Genomic DNA, 20725 nt, shown 5'->3' with positions numbered 1-20725 from the left:
CCGTGTATATCCAGCCCGTCCGGCGCGCCAGGACGTCCGCAGGGCGTGCCCTGCCACCGGGCGGCAGCCGGGCCCAATGCCTCGGCCGGGTCGCCGGGGCGCTGCCCCGGACCCCGCGCCTCAATCTCCCCCTACGGCCTGGCGGCCGTGGGAGGTGCCCCCAGCGAGGCTGAACTTGCCTCGTCCACACGCGCAACGCGCCGAGGCTCGGCCCACAGGGTGCAGCCCACTCGGGGTGGCGGCGGCCACGGCCGGGTGGGGTCCCGTGAGGGCGGACCCTGCCGGCCGGAGAGGCTAGGAGTGGCCCAGGTCCTCCGACTCCGTGTCCGTCTCCGGCGACACCGACCCGCTGTCCCGCGCCGGCCGCAGCGGGAACTCGTCCGCCGCCATCGAGTCCAGCACCGGCGGCGCCGGCACCGGCGGCTTCGGCATCACGGCCGCCTCCGAGTGACCACCGCAGCCGTACGCCAGCGACACCACGCGCCCGTCCGCCGGCGAGAACTCGTTCGCGCACACACCGAACGCCTGCCGCAGCGACCCCGCGATCGGCACCAGGAAGCCGCACGTCACGCACGCCGCCGGCGCCGCCTGCGCCATCGCGGTCTTCGGGCCGAAGGACTCGTCCCAGCGGTCCGCCGCCGTGTGCAGCCCGTACCGGGACAGCACCCGGGCCCGGCGCATGCCGAGCTCCTCGGCGAGCGCCGCGATCTGGCCGCGCCCGCTGTTGTCCGTCGCCTCGATCGCCGGCCTGCGGTCGGTCAGCTCGGCGTCCTCGGCGTCGACCCGTTCGACCAGGTCGTGCGAGGGCGGATGCTCGGCAAGCACCGACTTCGGCGGGGGCTCGTCCTCGCCCGTGTAGCCGGGCTCCAGCCGCAGGTCGTCCGCCTCCGTGGGCAGCAGGTCCCCCGGCCCCATGTCGCCCGGCCGCAGCCGCTCGCTCCACGGCACCCACTCCGGCGCGAGCAGCGCGTCGGGACCGGGCAGCAGGACGGTTTCGTCGAGCGTGACCACCTTGGCGCGGGACGCGCGCGCGACCGTCACGGCCCAGCGCCAGCCCCGGTAGCCCGCTTCCGTGCACTCGAAGAAGTGGGTGACGACCCGGTCCCCCTCGGAGACGAGGGACACATGCTCGCCCACCACTCCCGGTGCCGCGGCCTCCTCGGCCGCCTCCCGGGCGAGGTCTACCGCCTCGGCGCACAGACGGTCGGGGGTACGGCTTCGCGTCGTCGCACTCACAGGTCTCGCTTCTCTCCTACGCCGTCTCACGGGTGCGCCTGCCGGGCCGACAGGTACGGGGCCGCGGGCGGAGCGGACCAGAGGGCCGCATCGACGTCCACGCCCGGACCGATCCGTTTCCGGGCACACCTGACGTCATCCATTCTGCGGGATGCCGAAGAGGCGCGCGGCCGAGAACAACCGCCGGTGGCGCGCTACGCACGCTACCCCCTTCGCAGCTCCCCGCCCACCTGCCCGTCGCAACACGGGACGAACCGACAGGCCGCGCTGTCCGCATCGCGGACGCGGTCCGTGTCCAACACGCCGCCCCCGCACGGATCGCAGTTCGCGCCGAGGGGCGTTGGGGCACTATGACGAGGTGGCAGCCGCGAGGTCGTCCGAGACGTCCGGGCCGCTCCGCCGAGCGGGCCGGAAGATCGGGCGTGCCCTGCACCTCCCGTTCACCGGCACCGCGCGCGGCATCCGCAAGGCGACGCACGCGCACGGCGCGGGCGAGTCGGGCCTCGGGAAACTGATCGAACTGCACGCGGTCAACGGCGCCGGCGACATCATGATCACCATCGCGCTCGCATCCACGGTGTTCTTCTCCGTGCCGACCGACGAGGCCCGCGGCCGGGTCGCGCTCTACCTCGCCGTCACGATGGCGCCCTTCACCCTGCTCGCCCCCGTCATCGGCCCCCTGCTCGACCACGTCCCCCACGGGCGGCGCGCGGCGATGGCCGGCGCGATGCTCGCCCGCGCGCTGCTGGCCGTGCTGATGTCGGGGGCGGTCGTGACCGGCGGCCTGGAGCTGTATCCGGCGGCGCTGGGTGTGCTCGTGTCGTCCAAGGCGTACGGCGTGGTGCGCAGCGCGGTGGTCCCGCGGCTGCTGCCGCCGACGTTCTCGCTGGTGAAGGCGAACTCCCGGGTCACGCTGGCCGGCCTGCTCGCCACGGGCATCGCCGCGCCGGTGGGGGTGGGGCTCCAGCAGATCGGGCCGCAGTGGCCGTTGTACGGGGCGTGCGCGCTGTTCCTGCTGGGCACGTACTGGGCGTTCACAATGCCGCACAAGGTGGACTCGGCGAAGGGCGAGCGCAAGGCGCACATGCTGACGCACGGCGAGAAGAAGCCGAGCCTGCGCACGGTGGGCCCCTCGGTACTGCACGGCCTCCAGGCGAACGTGGCACATCGCGCGCTGTCAGGGTTCCTGATCTTCTTCCTGGCGTTCCTGCTGCGCAACCATCCGCTGCCCGGCCAGTCGGCGGCGGTGTCGCTCGGGATGGTCGGCGTGGCGGCGGGCGTGGGCAACGCGCTCGGCACGGCGGTGGGCGCGTGGCTGAAGGCCCGCGGCCCGGAGCTGATCATCGTCACGATGCTGTCGCTGGTCCTGTCCGCGGCGATCCTGTCGGCGGTGTTCTTCGGCACGGGCATGGTGGCGGTGCTGGGCGCGGCGGCGGGCTTCACGCAGGCGCTGTCGAAGCTGTCGCTGGACGCGCTGATCCAGCGGGACGTGCCGGAACAGGTCCGTACGTCGGCGTTCGCGCGCTCGGAGACGCTGCTGCAGATGTCGTGGGTGCTGGGCGGGGCGGTCGGCATCTCGTTGCCACTGAACGGCTCGCTGGGGATGTCGGTGGCGGCGGCGATCGTTACGGCTGGTGCGGTAGCGGCGGGCCGGGGCCTGCTCTCGGCCTCCCGCCGCGGCGACGCGCCCCGCCCCCGGGTGGCGTGAGGGCCATATCCGGCCCCGGGTGGCTGCGCCCGCGGACCCGGCCAATTCCAGCCCCGCTGGGGGGTACCTCCCACGGCCGCCAGGCCGTAGGGGGAGATTGAGGCGCGAAGTCCGGGGCGGAGCCCCGGCGACCCGGCCGAGGCATCGAACCCGGCTGCCGCCCCGTGGCAGGGCACGCCCTGCGGGCGTGTCCTCAAACGCCGGACGGGCTGGAACCCCCGTGCGCGCAGCCACGTCGGGCGGAAAAGGACGCCGCGCCGCACCCCCGCGCCGCCGCGCCCGCCGCGCCCGATAGCCTTCGGACCATGACCGTTGCGTTCTTCTCCGGCAAGCGCCGCCGGACCGCTGCCGCTCTCGGCGCTGTCTCCGCCGGGCTCCTCGTCCTCTCCGCCTGTGGCGACAAGCCGACCCCGCTCGCGACCGTGACGGTCGGATCGGACTCGGTCCACGCCGAGGCGACCTGCTACAACGACGGCAAGGCGCTCAAGGAGTCCGAGGTCCAGAAGTGCCTCACCAAGGGCACCCCCACCAAGATCACGTTCGCCGTCGACGACAAGGTCCGCATGGGCGTCGACCCGGAGATCGCCGAGAACGGCTGGACGCTGCTCTTCGGCGTACAGCCCGTCGAGCAGGAGCCGTACAAGAAGACGTACCGGACCATCCCGGGCAACGCCTTCTTCTCCTCGCAGACCGGCGAGCCGACCACCAAGGCCGACGTCAACATCATGGAGACGAAGGGCAAGAAGGTCATCGGCATCTACCGTTTCCAGTTCGAGAAGGCCTCCTGACCCGGAGCACCCCGAGCACCCGGAGGCCCCGCAGCACCCGGAGGGCACCGTGCGCGTCCTTGTCGTGACCGCCGTGGCGGCGGAGGCCGAAGCCGTCGCCGCGGGGGACCCCGGCGTCCTCCCCGGCGGCTACGCCCTCACCCGTACGCCCTCGCTCGACGTCGTCGTCGCCGGGGTCGGACCCGCCGCGGCCGCCGCGGCCACCGCCACCGCGCTGACGGCAGCGCCCGAGCCGTACGGCCTCGTCGTCTCGGCCGGCATCGGCGGCGGCTTCGCCGCGTACTGCCCGGTCGGCGCGCTCGTCGTCTCCGACGCGATCGTCGCCGCCGACCTCGGCGCCGACACTCCCGACGGCTTCCTCCCCGTCGACGCACTCGGCTTCGGCCGCACCGTCCACCTGCCGCCCGCCCGGCTGTCCGCGCGCATCGCGAAGGCGGTCGGCGCGGTGCACGCGCCCGTCCTCACCGTCTCCACGGTGACCGGCACCGCGGCGCGCGCCGACGAGCTGGCCACACGACACCCCCGCGCCGCCGCCGAGGCCATGGAGGGCTTCGGGGTCGCCGAGGCCGCCGCCGCCCACGGCGTGCCGGTGGTCGAGATCCGCGCCGTCTCCAACGCCGTGGGCCCCCGCGACCGCGCCGCCTGGCGCATCGGCGAGGCGCTCGGCGCGCTGCGCGGTGCGTTCCAGCAGCTCGCCCCCGTCCTCCAGGAGCAACCGTGACCCTGCAGATCGCCTACTCGCCCTGCCCGAACGACACCTTCGTCTTCGACGCCTGGGCGCACGGCCGCATCCCGGGCGCACCCGAGCTGGACGTGACGTTCGCCGACATCGACATCACGAACGGCATGGCCGAGCGCGGCGAGTTCGACGTGCTGAAGGTGTCGTACGCGGTGCTGCCCTGGGTCCTCGACGAGTACGCCCTGCTCCCGTGCGGCGGCGCGCTCGGCCGCGGCTGCGGGCCGCTGGTGCTGACCCGCGAGCCCGGCACCGGCCTGGAGGGCAGGACGGTCGCGGTGCCGAGCGAGCGCTCGACCGCGTACCTGCTGTTCCGGCTGTGGGCCGCCGATGTCGTCCCGGCCGGGGTCGGCGAGGTGGTCGTGATGCCGTTCCACGAGATCATGCCCGCCGTGCGCGACGGCAAGGTGGACGCCGGGCTGGTGATCCACGAGGCCCGCTTCACCTACCAGCAGTACGGGCTCCACGCGCTCGCGGACATGGGCGAGCACTGGGAGCGGACGACGGGACTGCCCATCCCGCTCGGCGCGATCATCGCCAAGCGCTCGCTGGGCCCGGAGATGCTGCGCCGGCTGGCCGACGCCGCGCGGACGTCCGTCCGCATGGCCTGGGACGACCCGGACGCGTCCCGGCCGTACGTGCTGGAGCACGCGCAGGAGATGGACCCGGCCGTCGCCGACCAGCACATCGGGCTGTACGTGAACGAGTTCACCCACAACCTGGGCGTTGACGGCTACGCGGCCGTGCGCGGCCTGCTGACACGCGCGGCGGCCGAGGGGCTCGTACCGCCCCTCGGCCGGGATGCGCTGTCGTTCGTCTGAGCGCCGGGCGTCACACCACCCGTCGCACGTCCGTCATAGGGCTCGTCGAACGTCCCCTCGCACGTCCGTCATACGTCGCGTCAGACGTCCCGTCATACGGCCCGTCACTATGGCTCGTCAGACGGCCCGTCAGACGTCCAGCTGGTCCGCGACCGCCCGCAGCAGGCCGGCGATCTTCTTGCCGTGCACCTTGTCGGGGTAGCGGCCGCGCTCCAGCATCGGCGTGATGTTCTCGAGAAGGGTCGTCAGGTCCTGCACGATGGAGGCCAGCTCGTCCGGCTTGCGCCGCTGGGCCGCCGCCACGGAGGGGGTCGGCTCCAGCAGTGTCACCGACAGTGCCTGGTCGCCGCGCTGGCCCGCCACCACGCCGAACTCGACGCGCTGGCCCGGCTTGAGGGCATCCACGCCGGAGGGGAGCACGGAGGAGTGCACGAAGACGTCGCCGCCGTCATCGCGTGAGAGAAAGCCGAAGCCCTTCTCGCTGTTGAACCACTTGACTTTGCCGGTGGGCACGTCTGTCCTCGTCCTCGTACTCGTCGGGCGCTGGGGGCACCGCAGGGCGGGCGCCGAAAAAACGGCTCTGGATAGCACTACAGCGGGTCGCCTGACCCGCCACCCCCAAGGCTAATGGTCCAGAGGCTGGTGACAAGACGTCCCCGATCGGTTCCTACGCGCAAGGGAACTACCCTGGCCGAATGACTGCTACTCCTCCCGCGGCTGCTCCCGCCCCGGGTGACGGGCTGGTACGCGTCGGCGGCATCGTCTTCGTCGTCGGCGCCGTCGCCACGCTCGTCACCGTCGCCCCGCTGTTCCTTGGCACCGAGCCGTTCCCGACGGTCGCGTACGCCGTGAGCATGCTGATGGGCGTCGGGTTCCTGATCGCCGCGGCCGGGGTGCTGCGGTCGGTCGCGGCGCAGCGGCGCCAGGCCAAATCCGCTCGGTCGCGGTAACGACCGCAACAGGTTTCGGTTTACGGGGGCCGAGCGGCCCCCACGCGGCGGTGCACCGGTGTCAGGACCGGGCGTGGCCGCGCAGCCAGTCCGGGAACGCGGTGAGGTCGTCCAGGATCACGTCCGCGCCCGCCCCGCGCAGTTCGTCCGCGTCGCAGGGCCCGGTCGGCACGGCCACCGAGAGCGCGCCGGCGCCCCGCGCGCCGCGTACGTCGCCGATGTGGTCACCGACGTACACGCTCGCGCCGTGCTCGCGCAGCGCCTCCGCCTTGGCCTCCGCCCACAGCCAGCCGACGACCTCGTCCGGTGCGATGCCCAGGTGCGCGAGGTGCAGCTTGGCGTTGGGTTCGTGCTTGGCGGTGACGACGATCGCGCGTCCGCCGAGCTCCCGGACCGCCTCGACGGCCTCGCGGGCACCGGGCATCGCGAGGGTCGGCGCTATCGCGTGCTCCGGGTAGATCTCCCGGTACCGGTCGCCCATCCGCTGGATCAGCTCGTCCGGGAACCAGTGCGCCAGCTCGTGCTCCAGCGGCGGCCCGAGACGGGTGATCGCCAGGTCGGCGTCGATCCACACCCCGGTCTCGGCGGACAGCGCCCGGTAGGCGGCGTGGATGCCGGGGCGCGAGTCGATGAGGGTCATGTCGAGGTCGAACCCGACGGTGAACGGCTTCGGTGCGGTGTCGATGGCCATGCCGGCCATTGTGCCCGGCGACGTCCGGCCCCCTCGGAGAAGCGAAATCCGGACACATAGACTTAGCCAAGCCTTACCAACCCTGGGTCTCTCTGCGATAGGTGTTCATGTCAGCCAGACGCGCTCAGGCCGTCCGCCGCATCGGCTGGACGGCGGCGGCCGTGGCGGCTCTGCTGCTGGCGGTCCTGCTCAGCCTCGCCGTCGGGGCGCGCGCGGTCGCGCCGTCGGCGGTGTTCGAGGCCCTGCTGTACGGCGGGAGCGGCGCGGACGCCGAGGTCGTCCGTGAACTGCGCGTGCCGCGCACCCTCATCGGCCTGATGGTCGGCGCGGCCCTGGCGCTCGCCGGCACGGCCCTGCAGGGCATCACCCGCAACCCGATCGCCGACCCGGGGATCCTCGGCATCAGCCAGGGTGCGTCGGTGGGCGTGGTGCTGGCGATCGCGTTCGCCGGGATCCACACGCTCACGGGGTACGTCTGGTTCGCATTCGCGGGCGCGGCCCTCGCCTCGGTCGCGGTGTACGCGATCGCCTCCAGCGGCCGGGGCGGCGCGACGCCGGTGAAGCTGGCGCTCGGCGGCGCGGCGATCAACGCGCTGCTGGTGTCGGTGACGATGGGGATCCTGACGACGAAGGCGGCGGCGCTGGACGAGTTCCGCTTCTGGCAGGTCGGCTCCGTCGCGGGCCGCGACGCGGAGATCGTGCACCAGGTCTGGCCCTTCCTGCTGGTGGGCACGGTGCTGGTGGTCGCGGTGGCCCGCGGCCTGGACGCGCTGGCGCTCGGCGAGGACGTGGCGAAGGGCCTCGGCCAAAGTGTGGCGACGGTACGGATCGTGGGCGGCGTCGGCGCGACGGTGCTCACGGGCGTGGGTGTGGCGGCGGCGGGCCCGATCGCGTTCATCGGCCTCGCGGTCCCGCACATCGCCCGCGCGATCGTGGGCAGCGACCACCGCTGGGTCCTGCCCATGGCCGCGCTGATCGGCCCGGTGATGCTGCTGGTGTCGGACGTTCTGGGCCGCGTGCTGTTCCCGCCGAGCGAGATCCCGGCGGGCGTGATGACGGCACTGATCGGCGTGCCGTTCCTGGTGACGCTGGTGCGCCGCAAGGCGGTGCCCGCGTGACCGTTTCCCGTACGGGGGCGCTGCCCCTGGGCACTCGCTGCGCGCGATCAGCCCGTCCGTCGGCACCGGTACACCGCGCGAAGCACGGTACGGAGTCCCGACACCTGCGCCCGGGGCGCACGGCCGGCGGGCCCGCAACGGAGTCCCGAACGGAGCCGGCGGCGCAGCCCCGAAGCCCGCGCACGGCCCGGGGGTCCGGGGGCGGAGCCCGGTTTCGGGATGGGGGTACCTCCCACGGCCGCCAGGCCGTGGGAGGAGGGCGCGGTGGGGCAGGCCCCGCCCAGCAGCCCCCGCGCGCAGCGGACATCGCACACACCGGAGGGGCCTCACATGACCGCTGAGACCTGCACCCGCGTCCGGCCCGCGGGCTACACGCTCGCCCGCGCCGGGCGTGCCAGCTTCCTGCTGCACCGGCGTGCCGCGCTCGCCGCCGCCGGGCTCACCGCCGTGCTCACCGCCGCCTGCGTCGCGTACCTCGGCGTCGGCGAGAGCTTCGTCGCGCCCGCCGAGGTGCTGAAAGTGCTCCTCGGGCACCCGTCCCCCGACGAGCTGGTCGTCGGCACGCTCCGGCTGCCCCGGCTCGTCGTCGGGCTGCTCGTCGGGGCCGCCTTCGGGGTCGCCGGGGCGCTCATCCAGACCGTCGCGCGCAATCCGCTCGCCAGCCCCGACATCATCGGCATCAGCCAGGGCGCGAGCGCGCTCACGGTCACCGCGATGACCTTCGGCGTCACCTCGTACGCGGCCCTGCCGTACCTCTCCGTCACCGGCGGCGTCGTCGCCGCCGCGCTCGTGTACGTCTTCGCGTGGCGCGGCGGTCTGCACGCCACCCGCTTCGTCCTCATCGGCATCGGCTTCGCGATCGCGCTCCGCTCGGTCACCACCCTGGTCATGACCAAGGGCGACTATCTCGTCGCCCAGCAGGCCCAGATCTGGATGACCGGCTCCCTCAACGGCCGCGGCTGGGACGAGGCCGCGCCGCTCGGCTGGACGCTGCTCGTCCTGCTGCCCGCCGTGCTGTGGGCGGCCCGCGCGCAGCGCACCGTCGCGATGGACGACGACACGGCGACCGCGCTCGGGGTGCGGCTGGGGCGCGTACGGCTCGGGCTGGTGCTCCTCGGCGTCGTCCTCGCGTCCGTCGCGACCGGGGCGGCGGGACCCGTCGACTTCGTCGCCCTGCTCGCGCCGCAGATCGCCCGTCGCATGACCCGCACCGCGCAGATCCCGCTGCTGTGCTCCGCCCTGATGGGCGCGGTGATCGTCGTTCTCGCCGACCTGCTGGCCCGGCGGCTGTTCTCGCCGACCGAGCTTCCCGTGGGCGTGCTCACGGCCGCCGTCGGCGCCCCGTATCTGATCTGGCTGATCGTCCGCAGCCACACCGGTCGTACCGCTGGAGGCAATTCGTGAGCAGGCTGAGGGCGCGCGAGCTGACGCTCGCCTACGAGGACCGCACGGTCGTGCACGCACTCGATCTCGCCGTGGCCGACGGGCAGGTCTCCGTCATCGTGGGCCCCAACGCCTGCGGCAAGTCGACGACGCTGCGGGCCCTGGGGCGGCTGCTGAAGCCGAAGGGCGGCGCGGTGCTGCTCGACGGCCAGGAGCTGGCGCGGATCCCGACGAAGCGGATCGCGCAGTCGATCGGGCTGCTGCCGCAGTCGCCCGTCGCACCGGAGGCCATCACGGTCGCCGACCTCGTCTCGCGCGGCCGCCAGCCGCACCAGGCGTGGTGGAAGCAGTGGTCCGACGAGGACGAGCGCGCGGTCACCGACGCGATGGCGCGCACCGACGTCACCGCCCTGGCCGACCGCCCGGTCGACGAGCTCTCCGGCGGCCAGCGCCAGCGCGTGTGGATCGCGATGGCGCTCGCGCAGGAGACGGATCTGCTGCTGCTCGACGAGCCGACGACGTACCTCGACATCGCGCACCAGGTCGAGGTGCTCGATCTCGTACGCCAGTTGAACCACGAGCGCGGCCGCACCGTCGTCGCCGTCCTGCACGACCTCAACCAGGCCGCCCGTTACGCCGACCACCTCTTCGCCATGAAGGCCGGGCGGATCGTCGCCGAGGGCCGGCCGGGGGACGTCGTGACCGCGGACCTCGTCCGCGAGGTCTTCGGGATGGAGTCCGTGGTCATCCCCGACCCGGTGACCGGCTCCCCGCTGGTCGTGCCCGCCGCGCCCTACGTCCCCATGCAGACACCCCCCGTCCCCCCGACGGAAAGCGTCACCTCCTCATGAACACGTCCCTCCGCCGCCGCGGCGTCGTCGCCGGTTCCCTCGCGGGCATCGGCTACACGGCGGCGTCGAAGATCCTGGACGAGTTGCAGGCGGATCTCACGAAGTGAGGTTCCCGGGGGCTCTGCCTCCGGGAACCCGCGCCTCAATCGCCGGCGAGGCTCCAAGGGAGCCCGTCTGGGGCACTCCCCCTGGCTTCGCTCGCCGCCGCCGCGCCTGAGCTCGCCGGGCACGTCCAGACGGTGAAGTTCGACGCGGACAGCGGCCAGCTGGACGTCGGCCCCAGACGCGCCCGCATACGGCACAAAGCTGCGCTGGATCGCGCCGAAGCTGATCGCGATAGCCAACGGCCAAGGCCCCGGGCGCGAACCTGCGCACCCTGACGTCCTGCCGCCCGCCACTCAGTACGGCCGGCCCCGCGGCGACCGACGACCCGGACCCGGTGCCGACTGCGCCCGCAGGCCCGCTGAAGACGCGCGAGACCGCGTCGGAGGGCTACCGGCGCGCCCTCGAAGCCCACCGGTCCGCTGCGCAGCGCGACGCGTCGACCCGCCCGCTGCCAACCCTTCGACGGCGCTCAGGTGTCCGGGCGATACCGGCACAGCGCAAGGCCCGCCGCGAGTACCCGAGAATGCAGCATCGGGCAGAGGGTTCGGCGAGGCCGGTCCAGTGCCAGATCACGGGTGTGGGGGGGCTCCTGTCGTCGGTCGGGGCGGGCGGTGGTGGTGTCACACTGTGACGGCTGGCGGCAGCCATGACACGGTCGCCAGCGCCGCAGCGGTGCTGGCGGTTGGCCGCGAAGGCCCCCTCTGTGGGGCGTGCCTGGCCTGCGCAGCTCACCGATCGCGGCTCTGATCACCAGCGCGGCGATTACGAGGGCCACTGGCAGCACGGCCGCGGCGGTCTTCACGCCGCCGCCTGGAGGAAGTGCTGCATGAGGCGGGCGGCGGTGATGGTGCCGAGCAGCGTCACGCCGTCGCTGCCGCGTTCGATGACGGCGACCAGCGGGCTGTGGGTGCGGGCCATCAGGGCCGCAACCTCCAGGGGGCGCGCGTCGGGTCCGACGACCGGCGGTGCATATAGGCGCCGCGGCACCCACTCGGCCACGGTGAGTCCGGCGAGGCGTTCGGCGAGCTCGCCGTTGTGCTGCTCGACCACGACGCCGGCCAGCGCCGGGTCCTCGGCGATATAGGCGGGGAGGAGCTGCCGGATCAGCTGGGAGCCGGGCACGATCGCGTACGGCTGGTTGTCGGTGTCGAGGACGAGCAGCGCCGGCAGTGACTGTTCGGCGAGCATCCGGGCCGCGTCGATTGCGTCGTCGTCGGTGGTCACGAACGGGTAGGGCTCGGCAAGATCCCGTGCACGCATGTCGGCCTCCTTCGCGTCCCGCCCCCGGCACGGCGGTGCCCGGGGCTGGCCTGCTGGTAGATGTCGGGGGCGCCGTCGGCGTCCTCGTCCCGGTCGTCGGCTCCTACAGGCGGCGGTAGATCCCGTTGCGCCGCTGTACCAAGATGCGCCGCTGTACCAAGATGAGCGACCTGTGGACGGTTCAGCCTCGACGGCGCGCCGCAGGGTCGCGCCTGGCGACGTGCCGGGCCACCGCGTCGACGCCGGGACGCGACGTCCCGCTCCAGGGAGCGCATGAAAGCGTGCCGGGGACCGTGCCAGCAGCACCGGGGTGAGGTGCCGCCCTCGGCGTCGTGGGTCAGGGCGCTGTGGCGCAGGCGGTGCAGCGTGCAGCCGCCAGGTCCTCGACGTCGTCGGACGAGGCGAGCGGGTTGGCCAGCAGCCGGGTGTCTCCGACACGTCCAGCGCCGCCGTCCCGGCCGCGGCCCTGCGGCCGGTCAGGAACAGCGGCCGACTGGTACGCCACGCGATCAGGCGGGCAGCAGCTGCGCAAACCGCGCCAGTGTCCCCGCTGACGGCGGCCGGCGCCCGTTGCGCGACCCGGCCGCCGCGGACGTCGAGGAGGGCGACGCGGGGTAAGTTCCGCCAGGCGCCTCGGAGTCCCAGCGGCCCGTCGGCCTGGCTGTCGAGACCCTGAGGGGGCGGCTCCGCTGTCCGGACCGGATCGGCCTGCCAGAGCCACCATACGCAGCGGCTGGCCCTGGCTACGGCGCCTTGTACCGGGGGCCGTAAACCGGGTGGACTCAGGCAGGGTGCCTCAGCTGGTCAGGGCGGCCTCGGCGTCGGCGACGGTGTCGAAGACCCGCAGGACCCGGTCGACTCTGGTCATCTCCAGGAGCCGACCCAGTGGGCCGGGGACGCTGGCCAGGACCAGCACCACCGCTGCCCTGTCTACTTCGCGACGGGTGCCCAGCAGCACGTTCAGCCCCGCCGTGTCGCAGAACCGTACATCCGCCAGGTCCAGGACGACGGCCCGCTCCGCGAGAGCGATCACCTGCCTCAGCCGCTCCCGCAGCTCCGGCTGCGAGGCGTAGTCCATGGCTCCGCGCACCTTCGCCACCAAGCAGGGGCCCGACATGGTCGTCTCGACCAAGGGAAGATCATTGACAACGCCTGCCCAACCGTCTCGCCCGGGACCAGAAGAGATGCCGACAAACCTATCGAGCAAGGCCCCGTCGGATGTCCGTCCCACCGGGCGCCTGGCCTACCTGCTCGGGGCTGGTGCAGGCGGTGGCGTCGCCGCCGCCTACGGCCCATTCGCCGTGGCCGACGCCGTGGTTGCCCTCGTCTGGGCGACCACGCGGGCAGTGCCTGGCTCGTTGCGCGGGTGTGGAGGACGAGCGAGTGGTAGTCGACGGTCCGTATGGGGCGGGGCAGCTGCGCCGCGAGCTGAGGTTCGGCCTCGAAGCCGCGCTGGCCCGGCGTCTGGGGGTGCTGCCCAAGCTGTCGGCGTGGCCTGACCTGGTGAGCTACGGCGGGACCGGGCGGTGCGACGGCTGGTGCCAGCTCGTAGGCTGCCGCCATGACCGAGATCAAGAGCCCGACACCCCGCGACGCCTTCGAGCTGCTGCTGGCCGGTAACCAGCGCTTCGTCGCCGGCACCCCCGAGCACCCCAACCAGGACGCCACCCGCCGCACCGAAATCGCACCATCCCAGCAGCCCTTCGCCGTACTTTTCGGGTGCTCCGATTCCCGACTGGCCGCCGAGATCATCTTCGATCGCGGCCTGGGCGACCTGTTCGTGGTGCGCACCGCCGGCCACGTGGTGGGTGCGGAAGTGCTGGGCAGTATCGAGTACGGCGTGGATGTGCTGGGCTGTCCGCTGGTCGTGGTTCTCGGTCACGACTCGTGCGGCGCCGTCGGCGCGGCGTGCGCCGCGCTGGAGGACGGGATGACACCGGCCGGGTACATCCGAGACGTCGTCGAGCGGGTGACCCCCAGCGTGCTGGCCGCGCGTGCCGCCGGACAGTTTGAGCCCGAGGAGATCCTCGCCGAGCACATCCGGCACACCGTCGACCTGCTGCTGGACCGCTCCCGGGTACTGGCCGAGAAGGTCGCCGCAGGCCAGGCCGCCGTGGTTGGGCTGTGTTACCGCCTGGCCGACGGCAGTGCACGGCTCGTCGCCTCTCGCGGCCTCGATGCAGCGGTCCCCGCCGCATCCTGACCACGCGTCCGGGCTCTCAGCGTGATCTGCCGCCGGACGACACTCGTATGAAGGCGTGCGGCGAGCGGACCGCGGCGGTAGCCGGTGGCCTGCGAGACCCCGGCGTCCCGGGCCAGGCAGTGCAGCCGCCGTGTTCTCGGAACCAGCACAGCACCAATGCCGCCTGGCGGAACGAGCCCAGGGCGGGAGAGCCCTTCGGGTGCCGATCCCGCTCCGGTGGGCGGCCAGCAACCGGGCGAGGAACTCCACGACGTGGCGTGGGACGTCGAGCGTGGCCGCATGAGTGACCAACGTGAAGCCTTGGCCGGCACCCATCCCGCGGACCAAAAGGGCACCCCGCGCTGGAGCCGCACCGGACTCCTGCAACCGCCGGGTCAATCGGCGCGGGCGTATCCCCCCATCTGAATGCCCGGTGCTGGCCTGGACGCACGGAATCACTAGGCCCTGCCAGACCGATGGGCGCTCAGCAGAACCCGTCACGAATCCGCCCGGCTCCCCGTGTCCGGAAGCAGTAAAGGCAGAGCGTCGGTGCTGGTCACACGGTGGGCCGGGGCCCCGCGGCGCGGCGAAGCCGGTTGGCAATCGCGAGTCCCAGCCCCTCTTCTACCGGCAAGGAGACGACGATGAGGTCGCACCCTCGCTGGTCGAGCTCGCGCAGGAACCCGTACAGCCCGCGCGCGTAGGCGGCCATCGAACCGGGGACCGCCACCACAGCGTGCGCCTTCACCGGGACGTCGGCGAAGGAGGCAGGCAGAAGGACGCCCACCTGGTGCCCCAGCTCCTGCGCGAGCTCCGCTTCGGCGACGACCTTCTCCGGCTCGACGAGGACGACCCGCGCCCGCGGCGCGTAGTGCGACGGATGCTGACCCGGCACCCGAACCCGGCTCGTCGAGGGCACCGCCAGCGGGCACCCCAGCACCGCTTCCAGGTCCTCACGCGTCACCCCGCCCGGCCGCAGGATGCTCGGGATCTCACCCGTGACGTCGACGATGGTCGACTCGACACCGACCCCGCAGGGCCCGCCGTCCAGCACGAAATCGACGGCACCCCCAAGCTCCGCACGAACATGGTCCGCCGTCGTGGGGCTGACCGAGCCGAAGCGGTTGGCGGACGGGGCCGTGACACCGCCGCCGAAGGCCGACAGCAGCGCGAGTGCGACGGGGTGGTCGGGCACCCGCACGGCCACCGTCTGAAGGCCACCGGTCGCTTCGAGGGGCACGCGGGTACCGCGCCGCAGGACCAGCGTGAGGGGCCCCGGCCAGAAGCGTTCGGCCAGCAGGCGCGCCGTCGCGGGCACGTCCTGGACCCAGTCGTCCAGCTGCTCCGCGCCGCCGATGTGGACGATCAAGGGGTGGGAGGGCGGACGGCCCTTGACCTGGAAGATGCGCGCGACGGCGGCGGGGTCGTCGGCGTTGGCGCCCAGACCGTAGACGGTTTCGGTCGGGAGGGCCACTAGGCCGCCGGCGCGCAGCACACCGGCCGCCTTCTCGATGTCACTGGTGCTTGCGGTCACTCTCGCAATCCTAGGAGCACAAAAGAACCGGCGAGGATCGTGATCACTTTCCGCGACCGGGGCATCGAGCTGTCCGCCCGCCCGGGTGGCCGAAGGCCATGGGGGCGAGATAGAGGAACAGACGTACCCTCGTACGTTTCACACCGCGACGGGCATCGAAAACAGGCGAGTGCGTCATCCTGTGTCACGCCTGCTACCCCTGAATCGCATTCGCTCAGGAACGCCGGGACTGGTACACCGAGGAGTTCCTCGCACCGCCACCGTGGGCCACACCTTGCCGGCCTGGGGTTTGTCGTGCTTGATCGCGCGCTGCTCACTCTGTCGCTCTTCGACATCGACACCTCGGTCCTCACCCAGGGCGAGTGGCGCGAAGTTCGCTTCTACGGCATCACCACATTGGGCGGAGTGCTCGACAACGCATGGGACTGACGTCCAAGCAAGACTCCGTGCTCGACGTTGGACGATGAACGTCAAGCTGATCGGACTGGCCCGGAGCGGCAGGCCGGGCGGTACGCGCCATGGTGTGCGTACCGCCCGGCCGGCGAGCGACGTCAGACGCCGGTTGACGCCTTCACCGGCTCGGCGTCCGCTGTGACCCTCACGGGCTCGGTGCCCGTGGCGCTGTGCTGCACGGCCCAGTTCTCCAGGGCAGTGCGGACAGCGTGGTCGACGTGGTGCAGGCCGGACAAGTCCAGCTCGACCGGACGGTCCTGCGGCAGTGCCTCCAGGCTGTCGAGGATCTTCGGCAGCCGCAGGAAGGTCGCGTTGCCCGACAGACACGCCTGAATCGGGCCGGCGCCCTTGTCGATGACCTCGAGCTTGACGTGTGAGGCCTCCCAGGCGGTCTTGATCACGGCCAGCGCGAGGCCGATGAGAACGCCCTCGAACATGTTCACAGCGACGATCGACACGGCCGTGATCACCAGGATCAGGGTCTCACCCTTGTGGTTCCGCCACATGTCGGCGATCTGGCGGAACGGGATGAGCTTCCAGCCCGCGTGCACGAGGATACCGGCGAGGGCGGGAATCGGGATCAGCGCCAGGGCGGCGGGCAGCGCGGCGGCGAACAGCAGCAGCCACACGCCGTGCAGGACGCGGGAGGCCTTGGTCTTCGCGCCCGCGCCCACGTTGGCGGAGCTGCGCACGATCACCGCGGTCATCGGCAGCGCGCCGAGCAGACCGCACACCGTGTTGCCGGTGCCCTGGGCGATCATCTCCTTGTTGTACTGCGTGCGCGGACCGTCGTGCAGCCGGTCCACGGCCGCGGCGCTGAACAGCGACTCGGCCGAGGCGATCAGCGCGAAGGCGATGATGGTGCCCCAGATGGCCGGGTTGGCCAGTTCACCGAAGGCCTCGGCCCCGGGCGGCTGAATGACGCCGAGCAGGCCCTCCACCTTCACCGTGGCGACCGGCAGGCTCAGGGCGAGGGTGGCGACCGTCGCCAGGACGACCGCGGCGAGGGCGCCCGGCACGGACTGCACTGCCTTCGGCAGCTTCTTCCACAGCACGACGACGGCGATGGTGCCCGCGCCGATCGCGAGCGAGGCCAGGGCCGCGGCGCTGCCGAGCGCCTCGGCCAACGCCCCCGGCAGCCCCACGATCTTGCCGATGCCGGACTCCGGTGCCTTCAGCCCGGCCGCCGCGTAGATCTGCCCGGCAATGATCACCAGACCAATACCGCAGAGCATGCCCTCGACGACGGAGACGGAGATCGCCCTGAACCAGCGGCCGATGCCAAGGAAGCCCATGGCGAGCTGGAGCAGACCGGCGATCAGCACGATGACACCGAGCGCCGACACCCCGAACTCGCTGACGGCCTCGAAGACCAGCACGGTCAGACCGGCGGCCGGCCCCGAGACCTGAAGGCTGCTGCCGGGCATGAGGCCGGTGACAAGGCCGCCCACGATGCCGGTGACCAGGCCCAGTTCGGCCGGGACGCCGGAGGCGACCGCCACGCCGACGCACAGCGGCACGGCGACCAGGAAGACGACGATGGAGGCGAGGAAGTCCTGCCTCAGACAAGGAAACTTGGACAGCATGATCACCTCCCTCACAGCGTCTCGAACGTGTCGGAGTGCGCGTGGTGCTCCCGCACGACGCCGGTGTGGACCTCGTAGTACCAGCCGTGCAGCTGGAGCTCACCCGCCTCGATACGCTGCTCGATGCACGGGTAGGAGCGCAGCCGCTCCAGCTGCGTCAGCACGTGGTTCTGCACGGCCTCGGCGACCGTCGGGTCGCCGGGGTCGGTGCACTTGGGCTCCTCCGCCGCGTGCGCGAGCCAATCGCGCACCGCGGGGACGGCGGACAGGTCGTCGTGGCGCACCACCGCGCCGACCGCGCCGCAGTGGGAGTGGCCGCACACCACGACGTGCTTGACGCCGAGCACCTGCACGGCGTACTCGATCGTGGCCTTCTCGCCCGTGGGGGTGGCAGAGCCGTACGGCGGGACGATGTTGCCCGCGGTGCGCAGCTCGAAGAGCTCGCCGGGCCGGGCGCCCGTGATCAGGGCGGGAACGACCCGGGAGTCGGCGCAGGTGATGAACAGGACCTCTGGGGATTGTCCCTCGGCGAGGTGGGCGAACTCCTCAGGGCGCTGTCCGAACGTACGGGCGTTGTCGATGAGGGGCTGCATATGTGGTGATTCCTCCTGGCGCGCCGCAGGGCGCGTCGGACGGGCAGGACAACGTGGGGGGTGGAGACTGCTCCGCTGTCAGCAGCGGAAGACCTGGAGTACGGCCGGGAGGTGGGCTGTCGACGGTCTCGACAAGCTGTGATGTCCGGCGCTGAGCGCGGCCGGTTCCTCCGCAGCGGCCGGATCCTGCGCCACCAGCAGGGGACGCTCGGACGGCTGCGGCGCGGAGTCGGCGGCGCGGTGCTGGCGGAGGCTATTCAGGGGGAAGCCCGGGCCGCCGACGTAGTCGACGTCGGGACAGGCGACGGCCTCATCGCGCAGCGCTGTCCCAGAGGGCTTGATTCCGGCCTCAGCTTTGGCCTCGGCATGACGGGCCGCGTGCGCCGGTGCGAACGGTGCCGTGGGTGCGAAGAACGGGAGGGCGAGGAGGACGGCAGCGACGACCGCGAGCATGGTCCATGCCGTCGTACCTCGGAACATTCGCCCCTCCAGGCAGTTCGCACTTCTTGCGTGTGCCAAAGATTGGTCAATGACTGGTCAAGAATCACGTTAACCAGGTGGAGTCGTTTGCTGGGTTAACGCAACGTTTCCTGCTGGAGAGAGCCCGAAAATGGTGGCCGGATTGGCCTGAACTGACCCTTGACCTTGGGAGGTTGGCGCGGCAGCTGATACCCCGTTTCCTACCAGCCTGCAAATCCGGCACAGCTGGCGCTCGCCGCCGTCGTGGGTGAAGCCAGTGCCCTGGCAGGCGCAGTCTGGAGCGTCGTCGGCTTCCCCCGCGGCTGCACGAAACGCTTCCGTGTGCAGCGACACGCCACTGCGGAGGCGTAAGGCTCATGGACCGGATCGTGCGCGTGGTCACCGACAACCGCGCCAACCATCGGCCGCAGCCTACCGGTTCATCCACTTGGGCAGACACGCACGGAAGACACCGGCCTCAGCGGCGCGTGGGCAATCGGCCGGCTGCGGCAGCGCTCTACGAGCCTTAGAGGTCGTTTTCACCTGGTTGCCCGCGTATTCAGCGATTTTCAGGCCGCCGGGTTGTGGGGCTCATGCTGCTGGAGATACCGGTTGGGGGATCGCCGAGATAAGCCCAGAAGCAGCCAGTAGTTGATCTTGAAGTCTGTGGCGGGCACAGGCCCATCCCCGGTGACATCTGGCGCTGAGGCTCCGTCGCACCGGCCGGCGGCGCGGACCGTGCGGATACGGAGGCTGATCGTCTTCCAGTCGGCGGGGTAGCGGTCACGGTTTTCGGGACGGATCGGCATGGAGTCCTCGGGGGTTCACCTGCGGCGGCGGGCGGCGGGGTCGCGCTCGGCGACGTGCTGGGCGACGGCGTCGACGCCGGGCCGGGCGTACCGCTCCAGGGAGCGGACGGAGGCGTGGCGGGAGCGTGCCAGCAGCATCGGGGTGGAGGTGCCGCTCTCCGCGTCGTGTGTCAAGGCACTGTGGCGTAGGCGGTGGAGTGTCCAGCCGTCCGGGTTCTCGATGTCGTCGGGTGAGGCGAGGGGGTTGGCTAGTAGGCGGGTGTTCTCCTCGTAGATTTCCTCGGCGCGGCGGTAGGAGAGCCGGGCCCGGCCGGTCTCCGGGCACACGTCGAGCGTCGGTGTTCCGGCCGGGGCCTTGCGGTCGGTGAGGAACAGCGGGCCGCGGGTGCGGCGGTCTGTTCAGGCGTGGCCTCCACCACGTAGCCCTTCAGCGCCTCGCCGCCCGCGCCGGCGCTCAGGTTGAGGACCTCGCGCACTGGTGCCTTCAAGGGGCGCGTCTGTTCGGCGGCCACAGCTTGAGGGTCGGTCACGGAGTTCTTCAGCACCACGATCCACCGGGAGGCCCGTGCTTCGGCTGCCTGTGCCGGTCCCGGCACCAGGGCGGAGTTCAGCGCACAGGCCACCAGCGCGGCGATCACCCCCGCCGCATGTGCCCAGGGCAGGTCCCGCCAGGTCTGCATTCGGTTCTCCCGTCACACCAGCGCGCACGCTTGTGCGTCCGCCACGACGGGGAACCTACGGCGCTGCATGCGGTCCGGCCGGGCACCCCAGGCGAGTGAGGCCGGTCATGCCACCGTTGCGGCCCATCCTGCACTGATCCGATGTGGTCGGGCCGCCTGCGGCTCGGGGAGGGACGGCCTGGGCCCGGGGCATCCACGGGTCGAGGAAGCCGGGTGCCTGTATGGAGGTGTCCCTTCGGCGGCCGGTCAAGCGGCCTGGCCGAGGCCAGCAGCGGTCAGGTCCGGGTCGCGCAGCGGGGTGAAGTCGACGTCGAGCTTCGGGTCGTACGCCTCCGGCTCGATGCCAAGTTCGTGCGTGCTGTACTCGCCAAACCGCTTGATGTGCTCGGTCAGGTACGGCGAGATGTGGGCCAGGTCCTCGGGGTCGATCTCCCAGCCCTCCTCCAGGAGCTGGCGGACGATCTCGGCGATGTCCAGGGCGTTGTGGAAGATCACCGCGTTCGTGAGCAGAGAGTTGAACTTCATCGCCTTCTCCTGCTCGACGGGGTCGTTGTCGGCGATGATGCCCTGGTTGCCGAAACCGACCAACTGGGAGAACCGGTTGAACGACTCGACCTTGTTGGTCGCGGCGGTCACCCGCCGGCGCAGCGGTGCGTCCGTCCCCCACCCACGGCCGCCAGGCCGTAGGGGGAGATTGAGGACACCGAGCGAAGCGCGGTATCGGGTCCGGGCGGAGCCCGGTCTCGGGAAGGGGCGGGGTGGGGAAAGGGCCCGCCGCAGGC

22 protein-coding genes are annotated in these 20725 nt (G+C 72.0%); 10 read left to right on the top strand and 12 right to left on the bottom strand.

The features are described 5' to 3' along the window. Nucleotides 1–294: 294 nt before the first annotated feature. Nucleotides 295–1236 carry a DUF3027 domain-containing protein gene (locus ACLB9X_RS14530; protein ID WP_410360755.1) on the bottom strand — a complete coding sequence of 314 codons (942 nt, stop codon included), beginning with the start codon at nt 1234–1236 and terminating at the stop codon, nt 295–297. A gap of 358 nt (nt 1237–1594) precedes the next feature. Here ACLB9X_RS14530 and ACLB9X_RS14525 point away from each other — a divergent pair, with 358 nt between their 5' ends. The 4 genes from ACLB9X_RS14525 to ACLB9X_RS14510 all read left to right on the top strand — a co-directional run bounded on the left by ACLB9X_RS14525 (nt 1595) and on the right by ACLB9X_RS14510 (nt 5289). Next, nucleotides 1595–2944: an MFS transporter gene (locus tag ACLB9X_RS14525; protein ID WP_410360754.1), complete on the top strand. Its 1350-nt coding sequence runs from the start codon at nt 1595–1597 to the stop codon at nt 2942–2944. Nucleotides 2945–3249: 305 nt separating this feature from the next. Further along, nucleotides 3250–3732, top strand: a complete 483-nt coding sequence (locus ACLB9X_RS14520; protein ID WP_410360753.1) for a DUF2771 domain-containing protein — start codon at nt 3250–3252, stop codon at nt 3730–3732. Between the two features lie 49 nt (nt 3733–3781). Beyond that, nucleotides 3782–4453, top strand: coding sequence for a futalosine hydrolase (locus ACLB9X_RS14515; RefSeq protein ID WP_410360752.1), 672 nt, complete (start codon nt 3782–3784; stop codon nt 4451–4453). Beyond that, nucleotides 4450–5289 carry a 1,4-dihydroxy-6-naphthoate synthase gene (locus ACLB9X_RS14510; protein ID WP_410360751.1) on the top strand — a complete coding sequence of 280 codons (840 nt, stop codon included), beginning with the start codon at nt 4450–4452 and terminating at the stop codon, nt 5287–5289. The genes ACLB9X_RS14515 and ACLB9X_RS14510 overlap by 4 nt, the downstream gene beginning before the upstream one ends. A gap of 129 nt (nt 5290–5418) precedes the next feature. Here the strand turns inward: ACLB9X_RS14510 and ACLB9X_RS14505 are convergent, their stop codons facing one another. Next, entirely contained in the window at nt 5419–5802 is a 384-nt protein-coding gene (locus tag ACLB9X_RS14505) for a cold-shock protein (protein WP_410360750.1), read from the bottom strand. A gap of 182 nt (nt 5803–5984) precedes the next feature. Here ACLB9X_RS14505 and ACLB9X_RS14500 point away from each other — a divergent pair, with 182 nt between their 5' ends. Next, nucleotides 5985–6239: a hypothetical protein gene (locus tag ACLB9X_RS14500; protein ID WP_410360749.1), complete on the top strand. Its 255-nt coding sequence runs from the start codon at nt 5985–5987 to the stop codon at nt 6237–6239. A 61-nt stretch (nt 6240–6300) separates the two neighbouring features. Here the strand turns inward: ACLB9X_RS14500 and ACLB9X_RS14495 are convergent, their stop codons facing one another. Beyond that, a complete protein-coding gene (locus ACLB9X_RS14495; RefSeq protein WP_410360748.1) occupies nt 6301–6930 on the bottom strand; it encodes an HAD family hydrolase in 630 nt (209 codons plus the stop codon). Nucleotides 6931–7037: 107 nt separating this feature from the next. On the opposite strand from ACLB9X_RS14495, the gene ACLB9X_RS14490 reads away from it, so the two are divergent. From ACLB9X_RS14490 to ACLB9X_RS14480, 3 genes are all read left to right on the top strand, one after another. Continuing rightward, nucleotides 7038–8048 (top strand): FecCD family ABC transporter permease, encoded by a 1011-nt coding sequence (locus ACLB9X_RS14490; RefSeq protein ID WP_410360747.1) that lies wholly within the window; start codon nt 7038–7040, stop codon nt 8046–8048. A gap of 330 nt (nt 8049–8378) precedes the next feature. Then, nucleotides 8379–9452, top strand: a complete 1074-nt coding sequence (locus ACLB9X_RS14485; protein ID WP_410360746.1) for a FecCD family ABC transporter permease — start codon at nt 8379–8381, stop codon at nt 9450–9452. Further along, the gene (locus tag ACLB9X_RS14480) at nt 9449–10282 is read left to right on the top strand and encodes an ABC transporter ATP-binding protein (protein WP_410360745.1); all 834 of its coding nucleotides are present in this window, start codon (nt 9449–9451) and stop codon (nt 10280–10282) included. The genes ACLB9X_RS14485 and ACLB9X_RS14480 overlap by 4 nt, the downstream gene beginning before the upstream one ends. Nucleotides 10283–11185: 903 nt before the next feature. Here the strand turns inward: ACLB9X_RS14480 and ACLB9X_RS14475 are convergent. The 3 genes from ACLB9X_RS14475 to ACLB9X_RS14465 all read right to left on the bottom strand — a co-directional run bounded on the left by ACLB9X_RS14475 (nt 11186) and on the right by ACLB9X_RS14465 (nt 12779). Beyond that, the gene (locus ACLB9X_RS14475) at nt 11186–11647 is read right to left on the bottom strand and encodes a CBS domain-containing protein (protein WP_410360744.1); all 462 of its coding nucleotides are present in this window, start codon (nt 11645–11647) and stop codon (nt 11186–11188) included. A 337-nt stretch (nt 11648–11984) separates the two neighbouring features. Continuing rightward, the gene (locus ACLB9X_RS14470; RefSeq protein WP_410360743.1) at nt 11985–12152 is read right to left on the bottom strand and encodes a hypothetical protein; all 168 of its coding nucleotides are present in this window, start codon (nt 12150–12152) and stop codon (nt 11985–11987) included. A 291-nt stretch (nt 12153–12443) separates the two neighbouring features. Continuing rightward, entirely contained in the window at nt 12444–12779 is a 336-nt protein-coding gene (locus ACLB9X_RS14465; protein WP_410360742.1) for an STAS domain-containing protein, read from the bottom strand. A 429-nt stretch (nt 12780–13208) separates the two neighbouring features. Here ACLB9X_RS14465 and ACLB9X_RS14460 point away from each other — a divergent pair, with 429 nt between their 5' ends. Then, nucleotides 13209–13850 (top strand): carbonic anhydrase, encoded by a 642-nt coding sequence (locus ACLB9X_RS14460; protein ID WP_410360740.1) that lies wholly within the window; start codon nt 13209–13211, stop codon nt 13848–13850. Nucleotides 13851–14385: 535 nt separating this feature from the next. Here the strand turns inward: ACLB9X_RS14460 and ACLB9X_RS14455 are convergent. After that, a complete protein-coding gene (locus ACLB9X_RS14455; protein ID WP_410360738.1) occupies nt 14386–15363 on the bottom strand; it encodes an L-threonylcarbamoyladenylate synthase in 978 nt (325 codons plus the stop codon). A gap of 294 nt (nt 15364–15657) precedes the next feature. Between ACLB9X_RS14455 and ACLB9X_RS14450 the strand changes: the two genes are divergently transcribed. Next, the gene (locus ACLB9X_RS14450) at nt 15658–15792 is read left to right on the top strand and encodes a hypothetical protein (RefSeq protein WP_410360737.1); all 135 of its coding nucleotides are present in this window, start codon (nt 15658–15660) and stop codon (nt 15790–15792) included. 122 nt (nt 15793–15914) lie between these two features. On the opposite strand, the gene ACLB9X_RS14445 is transcribed toward ACLB9X_RS14450, so the two are convergent. The 5 genes from ACLB9X_RS14445 to ACLB9X_RS14425 all read right to left on the bottom strand — a co-directional run bounded on the left by ACLB9X_RS14445 (nt 15915) and on the right by ACLB9X_RS14425 (nt 20723). Further along, nucleotides 15915–17402 (bottom strand): SulP family inorganic anion transporter, encoded by a 1488-nt coding sequence (locus tag ACLB9X_RS14445; protein ID WP_410360736.1) that lies wholly within the window; start codon nt 17400–17402, stop codon nt 15915–15917. 11 nt (nt 17403–17413) lie between these two features. Further along, a complete protein-coding gene (locus tag ACLB9X_RS14440; RefSeq protein ID WP_410360735.1) occupies nt 17414–17995 on the bottom strand; it encodes a carbonic anhydrase in 582 nt (193 codons plus the stop codon). Nucleotides 17996–18073: 78 nt separating this feature from the next. After that, nucleotides 18074–18475, bottom strand: coding sequence for a hypothetical protein (locus ACLB9X_RS14435; protein WP_410360733.1), 402 nt, complete (start codon nt 18473–18475; stop codon nt 18074–18076). Between the two features lie 803 nt (nt 18476–19278). Next, the gene (locus ACLB9X_RS14430; RefSeq protein WP_410360731.1) at nt 19279–19590 is read right to left on the bottom strand and encodes a site-specific integrase; all 312 of its coding nucleotides are present in this window, start codon (nt 19588–19590) and stop codon (nt 19279–19281) included. A 599-nt stretch (nt 19591–20189) separates the two neighbouring features. Then, the gene (locus ACLB9X_RS14425; protein ID WP_410360899.1) at nt 20190–20723 is read right to left on the bottom strand and encodes a Tn3 family transposase; all 534 of its coding nucleotides are present in this window, start codon (nt 20721–20723) and stop codon (nt 20190–20192) included. Between the last annotated feature and the right edge of the window lie 2 nt (nt 20724–20725).

Origin of the sequence: Streptomyces sp. 5K101 (genome assembly GCF_046506645.1) — a bacterium.
GTDB lineage: Bacteria > Actinomycetota > Actinomycetes > Streptomycetales > Streptomycetaceae > Streptomyces.
This window is presented reverse-complemented; position numbering and strand designations above follow the sequence as displayed.

Bases quoted from the DNA above. Each gene is read 5' to 3' on its own strand.
- ACLB9X_RS14500 (WP_410360749.1), top strand. From the start codon at position 5,985: ATGACTGCTACTCCTCCCGCGGCTGCTCCCGCCCCGGGTGACGGGCTG.
- ACLB9X_RS14440 (WP_410360735.1), bottom strand. From the start codon at position 17,995: ATGCAGCCCCTCATCGACAACGCCCGTACGTTCGGACAGCGCCCTGAG.
- ACLB9X_RS14445 (WP_410360736.1), bottom strand. From the start codon at position 17,402: ATGCTGTCCAAGTTTCCTTGTCTGAGGCAGGACTTCCTCGCCTCCATC.
- ACLB9X_RS14435 (WP_410360733.1), bottom strand. From the start codon at position 18,475: ATGTTCCGAGGTACGACGGCATGGACCATGCTCGCGGTCGTCGCTGCC.
- ACLB9X_RS14520 (WP_410360753.1), top strand. From the start codon at position 3,250: ATGACCGTTGCGTTCTTCTCCGGCAAGCGCCGCCGGACCGCTGCCGCT.
- ACLB9X_RS14490 (WP_410360747.1), top strand. From the start codon at position 7,038: ATGTCAGCCAGACGCGCTCAGGCCGTCCGCCGCATCGGCTGGACGGCG.
- ACLB9X_RS14475 (WP_410360744.1), bottom strand. From the start codon at position 11,647: ATGCGTGCACGGGATCTTGCCGAGCCCTACCCGTTCGTGACCACCGAC.
- ACLB9X_RS14495 (WP_410360748.1), bottom strand. From the start codon at position 6,930: ATGGCCATCGACACCGCACCGAAGCCGTTCACCGTCGGGTTCGACCTC.
- ACLB9X_RS14460 (WP_410360740.1), top strand. From the start codon at position 13,209: ATGACCGAGATCAAGAGCCCGACACCCCGCGACGCCTTCGAGCTGCTG.
- ACLB9X_RS14485 (WP_410360746.1), top strand. From the start codon at position 8,379: ATGACCGCTGAGACCTGCACCCGCGTCCGGCCCGCGGGCTACACGCTC.